Source organism: Massilia sp. Root351 (assembly GCF_001425045.1).
Lineage (GTDB): Bacteria > Pseudomonadota > Gammaproteobacteria > Burkholderiales > Burkholderiaceae_D > Rugamonas.
In genome coordinates this window covers 131634-148895 of record NZ_LMDJ01000031.1, presented here as the reverse complement: position 1 = coordinate 148895, position 17262 = coordinate 131634, and the positions used below count along the sequence as shown (strand labels likewise).

At 67.1% G+C, this 17262-nt stretch carries 18 protein-coding genes; 6 read left to right on the top strand and 12 right to left on the bottom strand.

The window, feature by feature from the left end; all coding sequences use genetic code 11:
* Positions 1-146: 146 nt before the first annotated feature.
* Positions 147-3257, bottom strand: a complete 3111-nt coding sequence (locus ASD15_RS20725) for an NAD(P)-binding protein (protein WP_057156928.1) — start codon at positions 3255-3257, stop codon at positions 147-149.
* 160 nt (positions 3258-3417) lie between these two features.
* Between ASD15_RS20725 and ASD15_RS20720 the strand changes: the two genes are divergently transcribed.
* From ASD15_RS20720 to ASD15_RS33560, 3 genes are all read left to right on the top strand, one after another.
* Complete coding sequence (locus tag ASD15_RS20720) at positions 3418-4008, top strand: phosphohydrolase (protein ID WP_157201055.1); 591 nt, start codon at positions 3418-3420, stop codon at positions 4006-4008.
* A 70-nt stretch (positions 4009-4078) separates the two neighbouring features.
* Complete coding sequence (locus ASD15_RS32480; protein WP_157201054.1) at positions 4079-4258, top strand: hypothetical protein; 180 nt, start codon at positions 4079-4081, stop codon at positions 4256-4258.
* Positions 4259-4331: 73 nt separating this feature from the next.
* On the top strand, positions 4332-5024 hold the full coding sequence (locus ASD15_RS33560) for a PAS domain-containing protein (RefSeq protein WP_082552008.1): 693 nt from the start codon (positions 4332-4334) through the stop codon (positions 5022-5024).
* Positions 5025-5408: 384 nt separating this feature from the next.
* Here the strand turns inward: ASD15_RS33560 and ASD15_RS20710 are convergent, their stop codons facing one another.
* The gene (locus ASD15_RS20710) at positions 5409-5618 is read right to left on the bottom strand and encodes a hypothetical protein (RefSeq protein WP_057157311.1); all 210 of its coding nucleotides are present in this window, start codon (positions 5616-5618) and stop codon (positions 5409-5411) included.
* 96 nt (positions 5619-5714) lie between these two features.
* On the opposite strand from ASD15_RS20710, the gene ASD15_RS20705 reads away from it, so the two are divergent.
* Together ASD15_RS20705 and ASD15_RS20700 are read left to right on the top strand one after the other, a co-directional pair.
* Entirely contained in the window at positions 5715-6308 is a 594-nt protein-coding gene (locus ASD15_RS20705; RefSeq protein ID WP_057156926.1) for a chromate transporter, read from the top strand.
* Positions 6305-6889 carry a chromate transporter gene (locus ASD15_RS20700; RefSeq protein ID WP_057156925.1) on the top strand — a complete coding sequence of 195 codons (585 nt, stop codon included), beginning with the start codon at positions 6305-6307 and terminating at the stop codon, positions 6887-6889. Before ASD15_RS20705 ends, ASD15_RS20700 begins: the two co-directional genes overlap by 4 nt.
* A 29-nt stretch (positions 6890-6918) precedes the next feature.
* Here ASD15_RS20700 and ASD15_RS20695 read toward each other — a convergent pair whose 3' ends face one another.
* From ASD15_RS20695 to ASD15_RS20665, 7 genes are all read right to left on the bottom strand, one after another.
* A complete protein-coding gene (locus tag ASD15_RS20695; RefSeq protein WP_057156924.1) occupies positions 6919-7875 on the bottom strand; it encodes an MBL fold metallo-hydrolase in 957 nt (318 codons plus the stop codon).
* An 80-nt stretch (positions 7876-7955) separates the two neighbouring features.
* A complete protein-coding gene (locus ASD15_RS20690; protein WP_057156923.1) occupies positions 7956-9323 on the bottom strand; it encodes a hypothetical protein in 1368 nt (455 codons plus the stop codon).
* A 10-nt stretch (positions 9324-9333) separates the two neighbouring features.
* Entirely contained in the window at positions 9334-9804 is a 471-nt protein-coding gene (locus tag ASD15_RS20685) for a hypothetical protein (protein ID WP_057156922.1), read from the bottom strand.
* Positions 9805-9814: 10 nt separating this feature from the next.
* Positions 9815-10531, bottom strand: a complete 717-nt coding sequence (locus ASD15_RS20680) for a C39 family peptidase (RefSeq protein WP_057156921.1) — start codon at positions 10529-10531, stop codon at positions 9815-9817.
* Entirely contained in the window at positions 10528-11028 is a 501-nt protein-coding gene (locus ASD15_RS32940; RefSeq protein ID WP_057156920.1) for a hypothetical protein, read from the bottom strand. The genes ASD15_RS20680 and ASD15_RS32940 overlap by 4 nt, the downstream gene beginning before the upstream one ends.
* A 2-nt stretch (positions 11029-11030) precedes the next feature.
* Positions 11031-12737 (bottom strand): hypothetical protein, encoded by a 1707-nt coding sequence (locus tag ASD15_RS33555; RefSeq protein ID WP_057157310.1) that lies wholly within the window; start codon positions 12735-12737, stop codon positions 11031-11033.
* A 294-nt stretch (positions 12738-13031) separates the two neighbouring features.
* Positions 13032-14474 carry a sigma-54 dependent transcriptional regulator gene (locus ASD15_RS20665; protein WP_057156919.1) on the bottom strand — a complete coding sequence of 481 codons (1443 nt, stop codon included), beginning with the start codon at positions 14472-14474 and terminating at the stop codon, positions 13032-13034.
* A 186-nt stretch (positions 14475-14660) separates the two neighbouring features.
* Between ASD15_RS20665 and ASD15_RS20660 the strand changes: the two genes are divergently transcribed.
* Positions 14661-15272 (top strand): 1-acyl-sn-glycerol-3-phosphate acyltransferase, encoded by a 612-nt coding sequence (locus ASD15_RS20660; RefSeq protein ID WP_057156918.1) that lies wholly within the window; start codon positions 14661-14663, stop codon positions 15270-15272.
* On the opposite strand, the gene ASD15_RS20655 is transcribed toward ASD15_RS20660, so the two are convergent.
* The 3 genes from ASD15_RS20655 to ASD15_RS20645 are packed head-to-tail and all read right to left on the bottom strand — an operon-like array spanning position 15269 to position 17231.
* Entirely contained in the window at positions 15269-15907 is a 639-nt protein-coding gene (locus ASD15_RS20655) for a HupE/UreJ family protein (RefSeq protein ID WP_082552007.1), read from the bottom strand. The two genes, ASD15_RS20660 and ASD15_RS20655, sit on opposite strands and share 4 nt — an antisense overlap.
* Complete coding sequence (gene ureG, locus ASD15_RS20650) at positions 15904-16536, bottom strand: urease accessory protein UreG (protein WP_057156917.1); 633 nt, start codon at positions 16534-16536, stop codon at positions 15904-15906. The genes ASD15_RS20655 and ureG overlap by 4 nt, the downstream gene beginning before the upstream one ends.
* A gap of 14 nt (positions 16537-16550) precedes the next feature.
* Complete coding sequence (locus ASD15_RS20645; RefSeq protein WP_057157308.1) at positions 16551-17231, bottom strand: urease accessory protein UreF; 681 nt, start codon at positions 17229-17231, stop codon at positions 16551-16553.
* Positions 17232-17262: the final 31 nt, after the last annotated feature.

Here is a 17262-nt window from a genome sequence, read left to right as displayed (position 1 = left end):
GAAGCGACCAATCGACAAAGGCTCAGGGTTAACTAGCCAGGAAATTTTTCCAATATTTCCGGAACGACAAATGGGGTCAGGGTTAATTATTCAAGAAATATTTCCGGAATAATTAACCCTGACCCCATTTGTCTTGGCGGCACGTTTTAGAAGTCGGTCTCGCCGTGGATGGTGGCGGGGTGGCCGGTCAGGGCGCGCGAGGTTTGCATGCCGGCCATGACGGCTGCTTCGACGCAGCCGGCGTTGAGCCCGGTCTTGATCCAGTCGCCCGTCAAGTAGAGGTTGCTAAAGCCCGATTCGTCCGTGGCGAGGCGGTATTTGGTGCTGCCCACTACCGACATGACGTAGCGCTCGGAAGGGTCGACATTGGCGCGCCAGTATTGGCTGTCGAAGCGCGCCGGCCCGCTGCCGCCGGCCGGGTCGATCAGCCATTGCCACGGGAAGGCGCCCGACGGGCCGGCAGCCGACCATAGCGCGCAGAGATCCTTGCCGACCTGGTTCAGCGCGCCCGCCCTGGCCACCTCCGTCATGCGCGCCGGGAAACCGTGGTCGCTGATCGGGGGATAGTCCGATACCGGCAGCGCACTGCAGAAGTAGCTGACGTTCTTCGGCTCCAGCCCGGCCGGCCACTGTTCCCGGCACAGCAATTGGTCCATCGGCGCCCAGGTGTCGTAGGGCTCCGTGAAGCCGCTCAGCACGGGCTGCTGGCCGCCGGGCTGGTGGGTCCAGCCCATCTGCGCCAGGTCTTTGTCGAGCCAGACCTGGTAGGCCTGGGTGGCGACGGTCTGCACTTTTTCGGCAGCCAGGCGCAGCTTGGGACTGCGCGCCAGCAGTTGCGGGCATACCACGGGCAGCGAGCCGACCGAGATGCCGAACACCACCTTGTCGAAATCGACGCCACGCTTGAGCACGCGCTGCGGCAGCTCCTGGCCGAACGCTTCCCTGTACACCGCCGGCCAGTCGCTCCAGTGCGATTCGAGATTGATGTCCTTGACCTGCAGCAGCTCGGCCTGCTCGGGGTCGAGCTGCTTGTAGTTGGGCGCGGAGGGCCAGCAGCCCAGATTTTTCACCGTCACCAGCGGGTCGTATTCGGCGCCGGCCAGCTTGACTTGCTGCGTCATGCGGATGCTGCCGACAGTCTCGCCGTCCGGCACCAGCTCGTCTACCTTATGGAAGAACTCGAACTTGACGCCGCGCGCCTTGAGCACTTCGTACAGCGGCGTGAAGATGGTGTCGCCCATGCCGGCCTGCATCTTGAACATGATGCCGCCCTTGTAGGCCAGGCCGATGCGCGCCATCGAGCGCAAGATGGTGCCGGCTTCAACGTTGGGCTTGCCGAAATCGCCCCCTTCGTAGGCGAACACCAGGTCGTAAAAGCCGCGCACCGGGGCGGAGTTGACGCTGTATTCCTCGTCGCCGCCGTGCTTGCGCAGCCAATCGCGGAAGTCGATGTGGTTGATGACGTCGAAGCCTTCGGAGAAGACGTCGTCCTCGAACATGCCTTTCATCACGGTGATGCCGAGGTCCAGGCAGATGAAAATGCGGCGCAGGTCGTCATTGCCGTCGATTAACTGCCGGTAGCGCGCGTGCAGCCAGGCGCGGATGCCGCCCAGCGAATTGGACAGCAGCCGGTGCTGGCCGCGCTCGTGCAGGCTGGCATCCGGCGACAAATTGCTCACCAGCGCCAGCAGCGCGCCGGCCGACACCACCACGTCGCCGGCCAGGTCGAGCGCTTCGCCGCGCACGGCGTCGGCCATGTTGTGGAGCCAGTCCGGCAGGCTGTCGCCGCGCGGCAATTCCCGCTGGTGCTCCAGCCCGGCAGTCACAGCGCGCACGTCGCGCAGCCATTGTTCGATCCAGCCCACCATGGCCACCGCCATCTGCCACAGCGTGACGTCGCCACCGCCCTCGCCCGGCTCGCCCGGCAAGGTGGGGAAGACGATGGACCAGCTGCGCCACTCCTGGCCGACCTTCTCGGACAGGGCCACGTAATCGTGCTGCTTGAACGCGTCCTGCCAGGTGGCCAGCGCCTGGCCGGGCGTGCGGCCGGGGTCGGCGTAGGCGGCCTTGATCATCCGGAAGGCGTTGGCGTAAAAACCGAACCAGATGTGCAGGCCGTGCTCTTCGATGCGCTCGCCCATGGCGGGATTGCGCCCGCTGGCGCCCTTGCCGCCCAGGCGCCAGCCCTGCTGGTAGACCGTGATGTCGTAGCGGTTCTGCCAGCCGGGCTGGTCGGTCAGGTAGTAGGCTGCCGTCATCGAGCCGACGCCGCCGCCCAGCACGGCGATCTTTTCCGGCGCGATGCTGGAGTTGTCCACCAGCTCCTCGCCTGGCATGGCGGTGAAGTCGAACTTCACATTGAACGGCAGGATCGCTGGCTGCTGCCCCAGCTGCAGGCCCAGCGTTTCGTGCAGCGGGAAGCTGTCGAAGGCATGCAGCACGCATTCGTATTCGTAGCCGAGCAGGCGCGCGCTGTGCAGCGTGTCTATCTCCGCCGGCGCGGCCACGATGGCCTGGTACACGGCCTTGATGCCGGCGCTGTCGGGAAACTGCTTGAGGAAAAGCTGGTCGATGCGCGGGTTGCGCAGCAGCGACAGCACGTCGTCCCAGCCGTCCTGGTCCATATTGAAGAAGTCCGGCAGCGACAGGAACAGGGTGATGGCTTCCTCGAGCAGGTCGGCGACGCTGCCGATCGGCTTGTCGAGCCCGGTCTTTTCGGTGGCGTTCACTTCCAGCAAGGGGTGCATGGCGATCCGCGTGTCGGGCGAGAACGGATGGAAGCCCTTGGCCGCCACCGAGCAGCGCAGCGGCGCCGCGCCCGCCTCCGGGATCTCGTACTCGCACAAGTACTTGGGATAGCCGAACAGCTCGCGGCCATTGATCAGCGCCATGGCGTCATCGACGAAGATGTGGCAAGGATACCAGTAGATATGGTCCAGCTTGCCTTGCGCATCCATCGCGCCCGTCATGATCCAGGTGACGATGTCCACCTCCGAGATCCAGCCCTTGGCCTGGTCCGCCGCCACCGCCGAGTCGGCATGGTTGACGCGGGTAAAGGTCAGCATCACGTAAGGCGACAGCGCCTGGAAGCGCATGCGGCCGTTGGCCACCGCGTTCAGGCCGGCGTCCAGCGTGCGCTGCAGCCTGGCCAGGTCGCCCTTGACGAAAAAGCCGTACATATCGGACTGTTTCAGCTGCAGCGGGGAATGCATCATCACCGAGCCGCCGGGATAGAGGTAGGAAGGACGTGCCGCCATGGTGTCTCCAGAGTAGGTAAGGACAGCCGCCAGTGTATTGCAAAAATGCACAGTATTGCTCTAAAGCATACCAATTTCCATAATGGGCGTGGCCGGATTACAATGCGGGATGAGCCGCGTTAATCACCACACCCGCGACCAGACCCGCGCCTGGGTCCGCATGCCTTCCGGAAAGAGACTGGACCTGCTCGATCCCACTCCCTTCGACTGGGACGATGGCGACCTCGCCCTGGGCCTGGCGCGCACTTACCGCTGGGGTGGGCACTCGGCGTGGCCGCTACCCTTGTCGGTTGCCCAGCATTCGCTGTCGGTGCTGCAGCTGCGGCGCGGCTGGGCTAGCAAGCCGATGAACCCGGTGCTGGAGCTGCGCGAACTGCTGCACGACGCCGAGGAGGGTTTGCTGGGCTTCGACTGCATCTCGGTATTGAAACCGTTCCTGGGCGACAGTTTTCGGGCGCTGAGCCAGCGTCTCGAGCGCGCGGTGTTCCTGCGCTACGGGGTACCGGGCTGGACGCCGGCCGAGCACCGCATCCACAAAAAGGCCGACCGCCTGGCGGCCGCCAGCGAGGCGGTGCATGTGGTGGGCTGGTCGCCCGAGGAGGTGCGGCGGACGCTGAAGATACGCGCCGGCGTGCTGGAAACCGATCCGCTGCACGCCATTTACGGCGGCGCCCCCTGGGAGCCGTGGCCGCCGGCGTTGGCCTGTGACCGTTTTATGGCGGAATTGGAGAACTTGAAGAAGCGGCTGTAAAGAGCCGTTTTTAAAGCGCTTTTTCAGCTTATCCACATCAACTGTGGATAACGATGTGGAAAAGTGCCACTTGACAGCCCGCAAAGCCAGCACAGGTGCGGGTTTCAATAAAATGCCAGTTTGGCAGGCAGTTTTTAAACTCAATAAAATCAACGACTTGGAAAGGCATCTGGACGCATCATGGACTGGTTTTTTGCCAGTTGAAAAAATATTTTTCACCTGCCGGGAAGTGCCCGATAGAATCCTTTGACAAAAATGCAGGCGAGGAATAGTGTTGACGGAAGCAGATGCACTCACAGTTTTACTAGCCCACGGGATTGTGCATGGACGTGAAAGAAGATACCAGCGCCGACTGGATGATAGAAGAAGATATGCCTGCCAATGCGGACCAGTCCGGCCCCGCGCCCGTCCTCGCGCCCTGGCGCGTCCTGATCGTCGATGACGACGTGGATGTCCATGTGGTCACCAAATTTTCTCTCAGCAACGCCTGCTTCCAGGGGCGCCGCCTGAGCTTCCTGCACGCCTATAGCGGCGACGAGGCGCTGCACATCCTGCGCACCACACCGGACGTGGCGCTGGTGTTGTTGGACGTAATCATGGAAACCAGCGAGGCGGGCCTGAAGGTGGCGCGCCAGATCCGCGACGAGTTGCACAACAAGCTGGTGCGCATCGTGCTGCGCACCGGCCAGCCCGGCCAGGCGCTGGAACACAGCATCATCCTGGACTACGACATCAACGATTTCTGGTGCAAAAGCGACCTCACCACCCGCAAGCTGTTCACCACGGTGATCTCCTCGCTGCGCGGCTACGCCAACCTGGTGGAGGCGGACCGCCACCTGGCGGAACTCCAGGCCCAGCTCGACAACAGTGTGCGCTTCGTGCTGGACGAGCAGCGCCGCATCCTGGGACTGAACGGCCTGGCGGCCGCGCTGCTGGGTGCCCCTGAAGAGGCGCTGCTGGGCCGTAAACTGGTGCTGAGCGCGGTTGCGGACGACGCCGGCGAGGAGCGCCGGTAAGCCGCCTCGACAAATCACTGTATGCTCGTACAGTAGTTATCTCGCTGGGAACTCCCCGCATCTTGCCCCGTACACACCCCCATCGTTCTTCGCCGTTGCGCTAAGTGGCGGATTCTGAAGCGCTTTTTCCGATATCCACAGCGAATGTGGATATCTTTGTGGATAAGGGCCACTTGACAGCCCAGACAGCCCGTATCTATGGGCTTTTCAACAAACTGCCCATTCAAAAGGCAGATTTTATACCCTTAAAAATCAATCACTTAGCTCAAGAAGCAAAGGGTCCGCAAAATATTTTTGCGCATTTTCTTATTACCAATTTTTGTGCATAAGTCGGCCCGCCGGGGCATTGCTGCGGCAGCGGGCGGAAATTGCGGGAATTAAGACTTAATGGGGGAATTTTCGGCGCAGATCGGGATGCAGCAGCACGCGCTCGATGACGTCCGGCCGGACATTGTTGGACTTGAGATACTCGATCGCGCACAAGGTGCTAAAGCAGTTCTGCACCGCAATGCCCTTGTTCACGATCTCGCTGCAGCGCTCATCCGAACGCTGTTGAGGTGGCGCCAGCCTCTCGGACTGGGCAGGAAGTGTCATTGCATCCATCATCATCCTTCACAGGTCGGGCGGGCCGGTAAAGCCCGGTGAAAGGAGTATCGAACAATAAATCCCAAAGTCAAGGATAATGGCAGGATGATATCCAGCAATGAATTCCCTCCTGAAACGGATGCGCAGCGGCCCCGGCCCAAGTCGCTAAGCGACCTCTTCATTTCCTTCACCTTGCTGGCCTTGCAAGGCTTCGGCGGCGTGCTGGCCGTGGTCCAGCGCGAGATGGTGGAACGCAAGCGCTGGCTGACGCAAGAGGAGTTCCTGGAGGAATGGGCGGTCGCACAGATCATGCCTGGCCCCAATGTGGTCAACCTGTCGCTGGTAATCGGCGCGCGCTATTTCGGCTTGCGCGGCGCCATGGCGGCGCTGGCCGGCATGCTGGCGGTGCCCTTGCTCGTGGTGCTGATGCTGGCCGTGCTGCACGCGCACTACGCCGATCACCCGGGAGTCCAAGGCGCCCTGCGCGGCATGGCGGCGGTGTCGGCGGGCATGATAGGGGCAACCGGCCTCAAGCTTGCGACAGCGCTGCGCAAGCACCCCTTGCCGCTGGCCTGGAGCCTGCCGGCGGCCGTGCTGGGCGTGGCCCTGGTGGCCTTCCTGCGCGTGCCGCTCGCCTATGTGCTGCTGGGCCTTGGCGGCCTGTGCTGCGCCCTCACCTACCGCAGGATCAAGGCATGACTCCCCCCATCCACATCGTGTTGAGCCTGGGCGACTGGATCAGCCTGTTCGGCCACTACCTGCTGCTGTCGCTGATGTCGATCGGCGGCGCCATCTCCACCACGGCGGAAATGCATCGCTACCTCGTCGAGCAGCACCAGTGGCTGACGCCGGCGCAGTTCAACGACGCCATTGCCATTGCGCAGGCGGCGCCGGGCCCGAACGTGCTGTTCGTGGCGCTGATGGGCTGGAATGTGGGACTGAACGCGGGCAGCTGGGTAGCCGCCGTGCTGGGTGTGCTGGTGACCATGACCGGCATCATGCTGCCAAGCACGACGCTGACGTATCTGGCGGCGCAGTGGCTGCACCGCAACCGCGAACGGCGCGGCGTGCGCGCGTTCAAGCAGGGCATGGCGCCGGTGGTGGTCGGCCTGCTGGTTTCCACCGGCATCATCCTGGCCACCGCCAACGCCGACACCGCAGCGCACTGGCCGCTGTGGGCCTTGTCGGCCGCTGCCGGCCTGGTGATCTGGCGCACCCGCCTTCATTTGCTGTGGCTGCTGGCGGGCGGCGCGGCGCTGGGCTGGTTCCAGCTGGTTTAAATCCGGCTGCCAGCCCAGCCGGTTCCGCCTCAGCGCGGAATAGTGTAGTTCACCGGCACGAACTGGTAACCCTTGCCCTGGCTGCGGATGTGGCCGATGCCCGGGAATTGCAGGTGGGACGCCGCGACCAGGTAGCCTTGCTTGGCCGCCTCCGCGAACACCAGCTTGCGCTGGGCCAGCGCGGCTTTGCTGTCGCTGTCAAAGTCGATGGTCACCGATGGATCGTCAAACTGCACGGCCTGCACGTGCAGCAGGTCGCCCAGCAGCACCAGCTTCTGACCCTGGCTTTCCACCACATAGGTGGTGTGGCCCGGCGTGTGGCCGTAGCGGGTCACGGCCTTGATGCCCGGCACCAGCTCGGTATTGCCTTCAAACGGGTTCAGCTTGCCCGCGTCGCTGTAAGGCGACACCGACGCCATCGCGCCCTGGAAGAAACCCTTCTTGTCGGCCGGCGCTTTCTCCAGGTTCACTTTGCTCAGCCAGAAATCGGTGTCGTGCTTGTCCGCGCGCAGCACCGCGTTCGGGAAAGCCGCCTTGCCGGCGGCCGCCGCACCGCCCACATGGTCCGGATGCAAATGGGTGATATAGATTTCATCGACCTGCTCCGGCTGGTAGCCGGACGCTTTCAGGTTGGCCAGCAGCTTGCCCAGGGTGGGGCCGAACAGGCCGGCCGCGCCAGTGTCGATCAGCACCAGCTTGCTGCCGGTGTTGACCAGGTAGCCGTTCACCGAGGTTTCCAGCGGTGCTTTCAGGAAGGACTTGCTGAGCGCCTGGTTGGTCTTGGCCGGCTTGTCGTGCAGCAGCTTGTCGACCGGCAGGTCCACCGTGCCGTCGTTCAGCGCGGTCACTTCGAAGTCGCCCAGCATCATGCGGTAGTAGCCGGGGGCCTGGCTCTTGGCCAGCGGCGCGGCGGCGAACGCGGGCGCCTGGCCCAGGATGGCGGCAATGGCGACGGCCACGGCGGCGGGAATGCGACGAGAATTCATGGTGGCTCTTTCGATGAATGTTGTTGAATTGCACATCATATCGTAAAAATACGATACGTGTGCAACAGCAACAACGGCGCTCAGAAACTGACCGGGTAGCGCACCGACAGGGTCACATCGGGCGTGTCCCGCGTGAGGCCGGCGCCCACCGAGACGTTGAGCGCGCGCTTATCGCTGAGCCGATAGGAAAAGCCCATCAGCAAGGTGCCAAGCTGGGTGCGCACCGCACCCGGCACCGGCACACCGTTCTGCTTGGTACGGCCGATGGAGTCGTGGCTGTAGCCAAGGCTGAGGGTGGTCTTCTCGTTCAGCGCCAGTCCCATGCCGAAGTTGAAGCCGATCACGCCGCCGGGTTTCAGCCTGCCTAGGTCCTCGAATTCACCGTTGCGCACCAGGCGGCGCACGCCGCTGCGCTGCACATTGTGCAGGTAGCTGACGCTGCCGAACAGCACGGCAGGGTCGGACGGGTACAGCCAGGTGATACTGGGTTGCAGGCCGTAAAAGCCGGAGCCGGTGGGCAGGTCGAGCGGCAGGCCGGTGCCGGTGGCGTTGGGGCCGACGCAGCGCTGCACGCAGTCCGTGACTACTTCGAACGGGTCGCGCCCGGTGCGGCTTTTCAGGCGCAGGCCGGCCACATAGTAGGCCTGGTCGGGACCGCCGGCGTTGAGCTGGTGGCGCACGGCCAGTTCCACATCGCCGCGGCCCCGGCCGCTGGTGGCAAACACGTTTTCCACCGCCGTGCCGGTGAAAATTTCGCGGCTTACGGTGGAATCGGAACGGTAGACGTAGGGAATGCGCAGTTCCAGCTCGGTGCGCGGAGTCAATCCGTAGCGGCCGGTCAGCGCGGCGGTCATGGTGTTGCGCTTGACTTCGCGCACGTCGACCAGGCCGATCAGCAAAGCGGGAATAATGGTGTAGCCGACCAGCACCACCCGGTTGCTGGACGAATAGCCGAACTGGTAGGACGGTTCCAGCACGTAGCCGCCCTTGGGCGTGAGCACGCCGGGGGCTTCGAACAGCGGCGCCACCTCCGGCGGACGGCCGTCGCGCTGCGGCGCCTGGCCGACCGCCGGCGGCGCGCCGTCACGCTGGCGCGCTGCGGGTTGCGGGACCGCAGGCTGTTGCGCCACCGGCGGCCTGGGAGCGGGCTGCGGGCCTGGCGCCGGCTGCGCCGCTTGCTGCATCGGCTGCTGCATCGGCAGCTGCGCCGCTTGCTGCGTCGGCTGCTGCGCCATTTGCTGCGCTGGCGGCTGCCCCGCCTGCCCCGCAATCTGCTGGCGCAACTGCTGCAGCAGGGCGCGCTGCTCGGCCAGTTGCCGTTTCAGCGCCTCGATTTCCAGCGCCAGCTCGGCGGTGCCGGGCGCGGCGGTCTGGCCGTGGGCCAGCGTAATACAGACCATCATCGACACGCCGGCCGAGCCGGCGCGCAATACATTTGCAAGGCGCATGCACTCCTCCTTATCTGGGCGCGAGCGCACTCGACAGCGCAACGCGCATGCTGCTTTCAAAATTGGTACTGGTCAGCATAGATAAGCTGGAAACGGCTGCATTGATCGTTGTCTGGCTCTGTATCAGTTGATCGTTGACGGTGTTCTGAATAAACAACGCCGGGACGCCGGCGGGGGCGGCATTGCCCATGCCGTTCTGGACCAGCAGGGGCTGGATGGCGGCCTGCGCCTGCAAGGCTTCGCCGGGTGTGATGCGCGCCAGGTCGGCGATATGGAACTGGCTGCTGGCGACCGTGCCGCCGTTGATGGCCACCAGCCGCTCGACGCCCAGCGAAACCAGCAAGCCGCTGCCGGTGTCGAAACCGCCGCGCCGCTCCTCCAGCGTCTGGTCCGGCACCGGCGTCCAGCCGGGCGGCAGCCCCGCCGCCCCGGCGGAAAAAACGCAGCCGCACAAGGCGGCGATGCAGCGCAGATGGGTCATCGCGCACTCCTTAAAAATTGCCGTCGCCCAACTTGGGCAGGGTCTGGCGCAGCAGGCTGTCGCGCTCGATGCCGCCGGCCAGCACCGCCTGCGGCGCGGCCCGCCAGTCGGCGGCTGCGTTGAAGCGCGGCGTGCCCGGACTGCCGTGCACCACGAACAGCAGGCCGCCCTGCCAGATGGCGTCGAACTGGCGGCGCGGCAGCGCCCGCGTGCCGCCGGCCGGATCGCCCAGCAGCACGCGGCCGCCGGCCACGCCCTTGACGACGACGAAATGGTGGTAGCCCCGCTCCGCCACCAGCACGATGGCGGGCAAACCGGCCTCGGCCAGCTTCTCCAGCGGCAGCTCGAAGCCGTCCGCCGCGTAGCCAAGGCTGGCCAGGTAGCGTTTGATGTCCAGCAGCGAGAAGCCGTCGCGCTGGATGCGCTGCTGGTCGCCGTGCAGATACATCTGCTGGAACGCCGCCTGCTCGGAGACGGGGTGGTCGAAATGGTAGGTCAGCAGTGTCGCCACCGCCGCCGAACCGCAGCTGTAGTCGAACTGCTGGCGCACGGTGGAACGGAAGCGTACTTCTTTCAGGCTGGAAATACGCAACGCATAGCTGGCGCCGTCGGCCCCGGCCAGGTCAGCGGCCAGTGAAGACGGCGCCGGCAGGCACAGCGCCAGCAGCGCAGCCGCCGCCGGCGCCAGCCACGCCCTGATGCGCCGGGCTGTGCGCAGCGTCCTCATTTGAACTGCACGTTCACAATGGTGGCGTTCTGGATCAGCACATTGGCGCCCGAGTTCTGGATCACCATGGGCAGGCCGGACGCACTGCTGAACGCGCCTTCCGTGATGAGATTGGCGCCCGTGGCGACCGAAACCGCGCTATTGCCGCTGACCGCGCCGTTCAGCTTGATGTCGCTCCACGGCGTGTCGCTGCCGCCTCGCAGCACCGCCAGCAGGCGGTCGTCGAGCGGCGTGCCGAATGGGGCGCCGGCAGGGGCGCCGGCAGGGGCGCCGGCAGGAGCGCCGGCTGGCGCACCCAACGGCGCTGCGGCCACGGCGCCGGCCGCACCGGCCTCGCGCGGCGCGAGCGGAACGGTGCCCGCGACGCCGGCCGCTTGCTCGGCGGCCGGCGCCGGCCGAAGCTGCGGCGCACCGTCCTGCCCCGCCTGGGACAGGACGGGCGCCGCCAGCGCCAGCGCGAGGGTGGAGGCCCCCGCCAGCTTGACAGCGCTGCCCATCGCTACCTGCCGACGGCCAGGTTGGCCTGCACGTTGACGCTCTGCTGGATCAGCGACGAGAAGCCGTTGTTCTGGCTCACGGTCATGATGCCGGCAGCCGACTGGCCCACGCTGCTCATGGTGTTGGACATGTTGAAGGTGCCGGCGTTGACGGTGTTGCTGCCGCCCTGCCCGCCGCTGCCGCCCTCGCCCGCACCGCCGGCGGCGTTGCCCGCCGTCTGCGTGCCGCCCTGGCCGCCCGCGCCGCCATTGGCTGCGCCGCCCGCCGCGCCCGCGCCGCCGGTATTGCCGCCGCCGCCGGCGCCACCGCTGCCGCCGTCACCGGCCGAGGCGTTGCCGTTGGTGGCCGCACCGCTGCTGCCTGCACCGCCGGTGGCGCCGCCGCCAGCTGCCCCGGCGCCGCCCGTATTGCTGGCCGTGCCGCTGGTGCCGCCGGCCCCGCCTGCCGCCCCGGCTCCGCCCGCACCGCCGGTGCTGGCGCCGTTGCCGCCGGCAGCGCCGCCGCCGCCATTGCCGCCGGTGGCAGCCGCGCCGGCCCCGCCGGTGTTGCTGGCGGAGGCGCCCGCGCCGCCGCCGCCGCTGGTGTTGGTGCCGCCGTCGCCGGCCGCGCCGCCGGCGTTGCTGGCCGCAGCACCGGCTCCGCCGTCACCGGACGCGCCGCCGGCCGCGCCCGCGCCGCCCGCGCCCGAGGTGGGCGCACCCGACGTGGCGCCATTGGTGCCGGCGCTGGGCGAGCCGCCGGTTCCGGCACCGGACGTGGCGTCGGCACTCTGGCCGCCGCCGACGCCCGGCATGCCGCCGCCGCCCGGCAGGCCGGTGGACGAGGCCGAGGCCGTGCTGGCTGCGGCGCCGCCCTGCCCGTTGCCGCCGTAGGCGGTCTGCTGGGCCGACGCGTTGCCGCTGGAGGCCGAGCCGCTGGCCCCGCCGGCGCCGCCGTAGCCTGCCGCGCCGCTGCCGCCGCCGTTGCCGCCGCTTGCCGCGCCGGTGCCGCCGCCATAGCCGCCGTTCGCGCCACCGGCGCTGCCCGAATTGCCGCCGGCACCGCCGTTGGCGTTACCGGTGGCGCCGCCCGCGCCGCCCGAGGCCAGCCCGCCGGCGCCGCCATTGCCGCCATAGCCGCCGTTGCTGGCGCCCGCCGCGCCGCCGTTGCCGCCGTAGCCGCCCATGCCGCCGTCACCGGCCCGGCCGCTGTTGGCGTTGCTGGCGTTGCCGCCGTTGCCGCCGTTGGCCCCCATGGCTTCGCCGCCGGCGGCCGCGCCGGAACTGGCGCTGCCATTTTGCGCGGTACCGCCGGTACCGCCGTTGCCGCCGGCGCCGCCGAAGGCCGAGGCGCCGCTGCCGCCTGCGCCGCCGAACGCGGTGGCGCCATTGCCGCCGTTCGCCCCGCTGTTCGAGCCGCCCGTCGCATTGCCGCCGTAGCCGCCTTGCGCGCTGCCGCCATTGCTGCCGCCCCAGTTGCCGGCGGTGTTGCCAATGTGGTGGACCGCGTTGCCGCTGACCGAGCCGTTCAGGCGGCTGATCGCCGTGGCGGACGACCGATTGAAGGCGTTGCTCAGATTCGACGTCGCGGTGGCGCCGCGGTCCGCCGCCGCCTTGGCGTCGGACAGGGCGCGCGCCATGGCGTCGGCGTTGGTTTCAGGGTCGCTTTGAGCATATGCGCTTGAGCAGCAGAGCATCGCGATGGTTGTTGCCAGCAATGTTATCTTCATTTCCATGCCTCACCAGGTTAAAAGTTCAACGTTAAAGAGCGCCGGGAACTGGCCCCGGTCAGAGGCTGATTTGCAAGCGCGATGCCAGCCCGGCGCGGCGCGCCAAGTGCTTGATAACGCAGACTAATTTCTGGAACACCGGAGGAAAGGGGAAGCTATGGCGGCGGACCCGTCACAGCTTCGTGACATGCTCAGCCGCAGATTTCAGGCAAAGAAAGCTGATCTGGCTGGGCAGCGCCCGCGTCCCGCGTGTAACACGCTTGTGGCGGACGCGACGCTATGAGGGAGGCCGGGCTATTTGCCGCGCACGCGCGCCGGGTGGCTGATGCCGTGCTTGGCCATCAGGCGGTACAAGGTCATGCGCGACACCCCCAGTTCCCCGGCCACCTGGGTCATGCTTTTGCCCAGGCCGAGGCCAAGTTCGATGGCTTGCCGCTCGGCACGCACGCGCACCCCTCCCAGCGGCTCGCAGCCCTCCGGCGCGGCCTCGCCGTCCAGGCCAAGATCGGCTGGCTGGATCAGCTTGCCTTCTGCCATGATCAGCGCGCGCCGGATGCGGTTGATCAGCTCGCGCACATTGCCGGGCCAGTCGTAGCGCCGCATGGCCGCCAGGGCGGCCGCGCTGTAACCCCGGATGCGTGGCGCGCGCTCGGCGGCGTACTGTTCGAAGAAATGTTCAGCCAGCAGCGGCAGGTCGTCTTTGCGGTCGCGCAGCGCCGGCACGCGCAGCGCCAGCACATTGAGGCGGTAGTACAAATCCTGGCGGAAGGCGCCGCGCGCCACCGCCGCCTCGAGGTCAACGTGCGAGGCGGCGACCACGCGCGCATTGACCGGCACGCTGCGCGTGCCGCCCACGCGCAGCACGCACTTTTCTTGCAGGAAGCGCAACAGATTGGCTTGCAGCTCCAGCGGCAGGTCGCCTATCTCGTCCAGGAAAATGGTGCCGCCGTCGGCCGATTCCAGCAGCCCGCGCCGGTCTTGCGCCGCGCCGGTAAAGGCGCCGCGCACATAGCCGAACAGCTCGGACTGCGCCAGGCTGGGTGCAATGGCGGCGCAATTGACCGCCACGAAGGGCCCGGCCGCCGCACCGGAGCGGGCGTGTATGGCATGCGCCACCAGTTCCTTGCCGGTACCGCTCTCGCCCCAGATCAGCACGGCCGCATCGGCCGGGGCCACGCGCGCAATCTGGCCCTGCAGGCGCCGCATGGCGGGGGCGTGGCCGATCAGCCGGCTGCGCCCGGACGGCCCGGACCAGGCGCCCGCCGCCGCGCCGGCAAGCGCCTGGCCGCCTTGCGCCGGCTCGGGCGCCGGCAAAGGTGCGGCCCGCAGCGCAGCCAGGCCGAGCGCGTGACCCAGCGTGTGCTGCAGGCGGGCGCCATCCAGCGGCCAGGTGTGGAAATCGCTGCAGTGTTCGCGCACCAGCTGGCGGCACGGCTCGCGCTGCAGCAGCGCGCGGTGGCACACGGCGATCCAGTACGGCTGGTGGTGTTCGCGCAGGAAGGCGTCCATGCCGGCCAGCAACGGGCCGGGGTCGGCCCCGTCCGGCTCGAAATCCAGCAGCAACAGGCCTACACTGAAGCGGCGGCCGCGCAGCCGGCGGCTGGCGTCGCGCAGATTGGCGGCCTGGCACAATTCCCATCCCGGCAGCAAGGCCTCCAGCTCGCGCGGCGAAGCAGCGGACCAGGCGGACGGGGCGGACGTCCCCAGGGTAAGGCAAAGCAGTATTTTTGTTGTCATTGCGTAGTCTCCGTGCTGGCCTGCTTGGCAATAGTGACAAAACAGCAATGCATACTGTACCAGAGCTCAATCTGCTGAGCGTTGTTTTCCTGTTGAGCAGCCGTGCGGCGGCGCGCCGCGCTTGCCGCGGCCTTTCCACCCGGATAGAATGTCGGCGCACTTTTTCCGACAGGCAAGCAGACCAATATGAACAATGATCAACTGAAACCGGCAGACCTGCCCAAGCTGGGCCAGCGTGTCGCGCTGCGCGTGTTGACGCTGTTCGGCTGGCGCGTGCTGTACCGGCCGCTGCCCGGTCCGCGCGGCATTTGCGTGGTGTATCCGCACACCTCGAACTGGGACTTCATGGTCGGCATCTTTACCAAATGGGCGCTGAATCTGCCGTTCCGCTGGCTGGCCAAGGACACGCTGTTCAAGATCCCGCTGCTGGGAACATGGTTCCGCGCCATGGGCGGCGAACCGGTCGACCGCAGCGCCAAGACCGGCATGATACAGCGCCAGGCCGAGCGCATGCACGCCGCCGACTGGTACTGGCTGGGCATTACGCCCGAAGCCACGCGCGGCTACCGCGCCAGCTGGAAAAGCGGCTTTTACCACCTGGCGCTGGCGGCTAAAGTGCCGCTGTGCCTGGTGTACATCGATTACCCGAACAAGACCCTGGGCATCCGGGACCATTTGTTCCTGAGCGGCGACCAGGACGCCGACATGGCCGCCATCCGCGCGGTGTACGCAGGCCACCAGGGCCTGCATCCGGAGAACGCGGCGCCCATCGTGCTGTCGGACCGCAAGCCGAACTAGGCGGCTAGCAGCAGCATGCCGGTGGCGGCAATGCCAGCGCCGGTGATGCGCACCATGTCCAGCCCGGCCGCCCGGCCGAACCAGCGCCCACCCAGCATCAGCACGCCGCTCGCGGCCAGGAAGCCAAAGGCGCTGCCCGCCAGCGGCAGCTCGTGGCCATGCGCGTTGCCGTGCAATACCGCAAAGGCGGCGATCAGCGCGGCGCTGGCCCACAGTGGCAGGCGCGCGGCCATGGCGATCAGCACCCCGGCCAGCACCACGGTGGCGGCGATGCCCGCTTCCAGTCCCGGGATAGTGGCGCCCGCCACGCCGCTCAGCGCCCCCAGCAGCATCGCCCCCAGGAACACCAGCGGCAGCGCCTTGCCCTGCGGCTGGCGCGCGCTCCAGATGCCGACCGACAGCATGGCCAGCAGGTGGTCGAAGCCGGTGAAAGGATGCAGGAGACCAGCCTGGAAGGCGTCCATCCAGCTGGCCTGGGCGGCAGCCAGCAGCGGCTCGGCGGCGCCGGCATGGGCGTGCGCGATGCCGGCGGCGTCCGGATGGGCCAGCGCCGGCAGGCACGCCCCTGCCGTCAACAGCACCAGTATGGCGTTACGCGGGGTCAGCTTGACGCTCATGTTCAGGCTTGCTTTCATGCTTGCTCCTTGTGCGCCTGTTCCAGCAGGCCTTGTTCGCGGATAAAGTCGATCACGGCGGCCACCCCTTCGCCGCTGCGCAGATTGGTAAACAGGAACGGCCTTGCGCCGCGCTGCTGTTTGGCGTCGCGCGCCATGACGGCCAGGTCGGCGCCGACGTGCGGCGCCAGATCGGTCTTGTTAATGATGAGCAGGTCCGAGCGCGTGATGCCGGGCCCGCCCTTGCGCGGTATCTTCTCGCCGCCAGCCACGTCGATCACGTAGATGGTGAGGTCGGACAGCTCGGGGCTGAAGGTGGCGGCCAGGTTGTCGCCGCCCGATTCGACCAGGATCAGGTCCAGGTCCGGGAAGTCGGCCTGCATGCGGGCGATCGCTTCCAGGTTGATGGAGGCATCCTCGCGGATGGCGGTGTGCGGACAGCCGCCGGTCTCCACGCCCATCAGGCGCTCGGCCGGCAAGGCGTCCGCGCGCAGCAGGATCTCCATGTCCTCCTTGGTGTAGATGTCGTTGGTGATGACTGCCATGTCGTAGTGATCGCGCATGCCTTTGCACAGCATTTCGCACAGCGCGGTCTTGCCGGAGCCGACCGGGCCGCCGATGCCGACGCGCAGCGGGTTGGATGGGTTCATGTCATTTTCCTTCTTTAAGATCGGTATAAACGGCTGTACTGCACCTCGTGCCGCATCGACAGCAGCGACAGGCCGGGCGCCCAGTTGCTCAGGTCTTCGTCGGCCAGCTGCTGCGCATGCAGCGCAGCCGCCTCCAGATCGGGGCGCAGCGACAGCAGCATGCGCTGCCCCGCCACCTGCCCGAGCGGGACCGACTTGACGCACACCAGCACCTGGTTCTCGGTCCAAGCGAACAGCATGGCCAGCAAGGCTTCCTGGTGCGGGATGTCGAGCGCGGCCACCGCGCAGGCGTAGGCGACCGGCAGCGCCAGCTCGGTTTCCGGCGGCAGCATGGCGGTGACGGCGGCGTCGGCGATGCCCAGTTCGGCCGTCAGGCGGGCCAGCGAATAGCCCATTTGCAGCGTCTCGGCGCGGAATTCGGCGCTGTCGCGCGAGGCCAGGAAGCGCTCGCTCCACTGCGCCACGGCCTGCGCATCGCGGCGCCGGAATGCCTGCATCAGGCGCCAGCAGACCGGCGCTTCCCATTGCGCCATCACCTCGTGCAGCTGGCGCGCGATCCACGCGCGGGCCGTGTCCGCGTTGTGCACGGCGCCGCACTCGAGCGCCGCTTCCAGTCCTTGCGAATAGCTGTAGGCGCCGATCGGCAAGGCCGGGCTGGCGAACTGCAGCAGGTGCAGCAAGGCCGACGCGTGCATCATGGAGCGGCACCGGTTTGGCGGGCTACGC

Coding starts and splice junctions, on each gene's coding strand:
- ASD15_RS20710 (WP_057157311.1), bottom strand. CDS start 5,618: ATGACACTTCCTGCCCAGTCCGAGAGGCTGGCGCCACCTCAACAGCGT.
- ASD15_RS20660 (WP_057156918.1), top strand. CDS start 14,661: ATGAACAATGATCAACTGAAACCGGCAGACCTGCCCAAGCTGGGCCAG.
- ASD15_RS20685 (WP_057156922.1), bottom strand. CDS start 9,804: ATGACCCATCTGCGCTGCATCGCCGCCTTGTGCGGCTGCGTTTTTTCC.
- ASD15_RS20720 (WP_157201055.1), top strand. CDS start 3,418: ATGCCTTCCGGAAAGAGACTGGACCTGCTCGATCCCACTCCCTTCGAC.
- ASD15_RS20695 (WP_057156924.1), bottom strand. CDS start 7,875: ATGAATTCTCGTCGCATTCCCGCCGCCGTGGCCGTCGCCATTGCCGCC.
- ASD15_RS20725 (WP_057156928.1), bottom strand. CDS start 3,257: ATGGCGGCACGTCCTTCCTACCTCTATCCCGGCGGCTCGGTGATGATG.
- ASD15_RS20705 (WP_057156926.1), top strand. CDS start 5,715: ATGATATCCAGCAATGAATTCCCTCCTGAAACGGATGCGCAGCGGCCC.
- ASD15_RS33555 (WP_057157310.1), bottom strand. CDS start 12,737: ATGAAGATAACATTGCTGGCAACAACCATCGCGATGCTCTGCTGCTCA.
- ASD15_RS20655 (WP_082552007.1), bottom strand. CDS start 15,907: ATGAAAGCAAGCCTGAACATGAGCGTCAAGCTGACCCCGCGTAACGCC.
- ASD15_RS20665 (WP_057156919.1), bottom strand. CDS start 14,474: ATGACAACAAAAATACTGCTTTGCCTTACCCTGGGGACGTCCGCCCCG.
- ASD15_RS33560 (WP_082552008.1), top strand. CDS start 4,332: ATGGACGTGAAAGAAGATACCAGCGCCGACTGGATGATAGAAGAAGAT.
- ASD15_RS20680 (WP_057156921.1), bottom strand. CDS start 10,531: ATGAGGACGCTGCGCACAGCCCGGCGCATCAGGGCGTGGCTGGCGCCG.
- ASD15_RS20700 (WP_057156925.1), top strand. CDS start 6,305: ATGACTCCCCCCATCCACATCGTGTTGAGCCTGGGCGACTGGATCAGC.
- ASD15_RS32940 (WP_057156920.1), bottom strand. CDS start 11,028: ATGGGCAGCGCTGTCAAGCTGGCGGGGGCCTCCACCCTCGCGCTGGCG.
- ASD15_RS20690 (WP_057156923.1), bottom strand. CDS start 9,323: ATGCGCCTTGCAAATGTATTGCGCGCCGGCTCGGCCGGCGTGTCGATG.
- ASD15_RS20645 (WP_057157308.1), bottom strand. CDS start 17,231: ATGCACGCGTCGGCCTTGCTGCACCTGCTGCAGTTCGCCAGCCCGGCC.
- ureG (WP_057156917.1), bottom strand. CDS start 16,536: ATGAACCCATCCAACCCGCTGCGCGTCGGCATCGGCGGCCCGGTCGGC.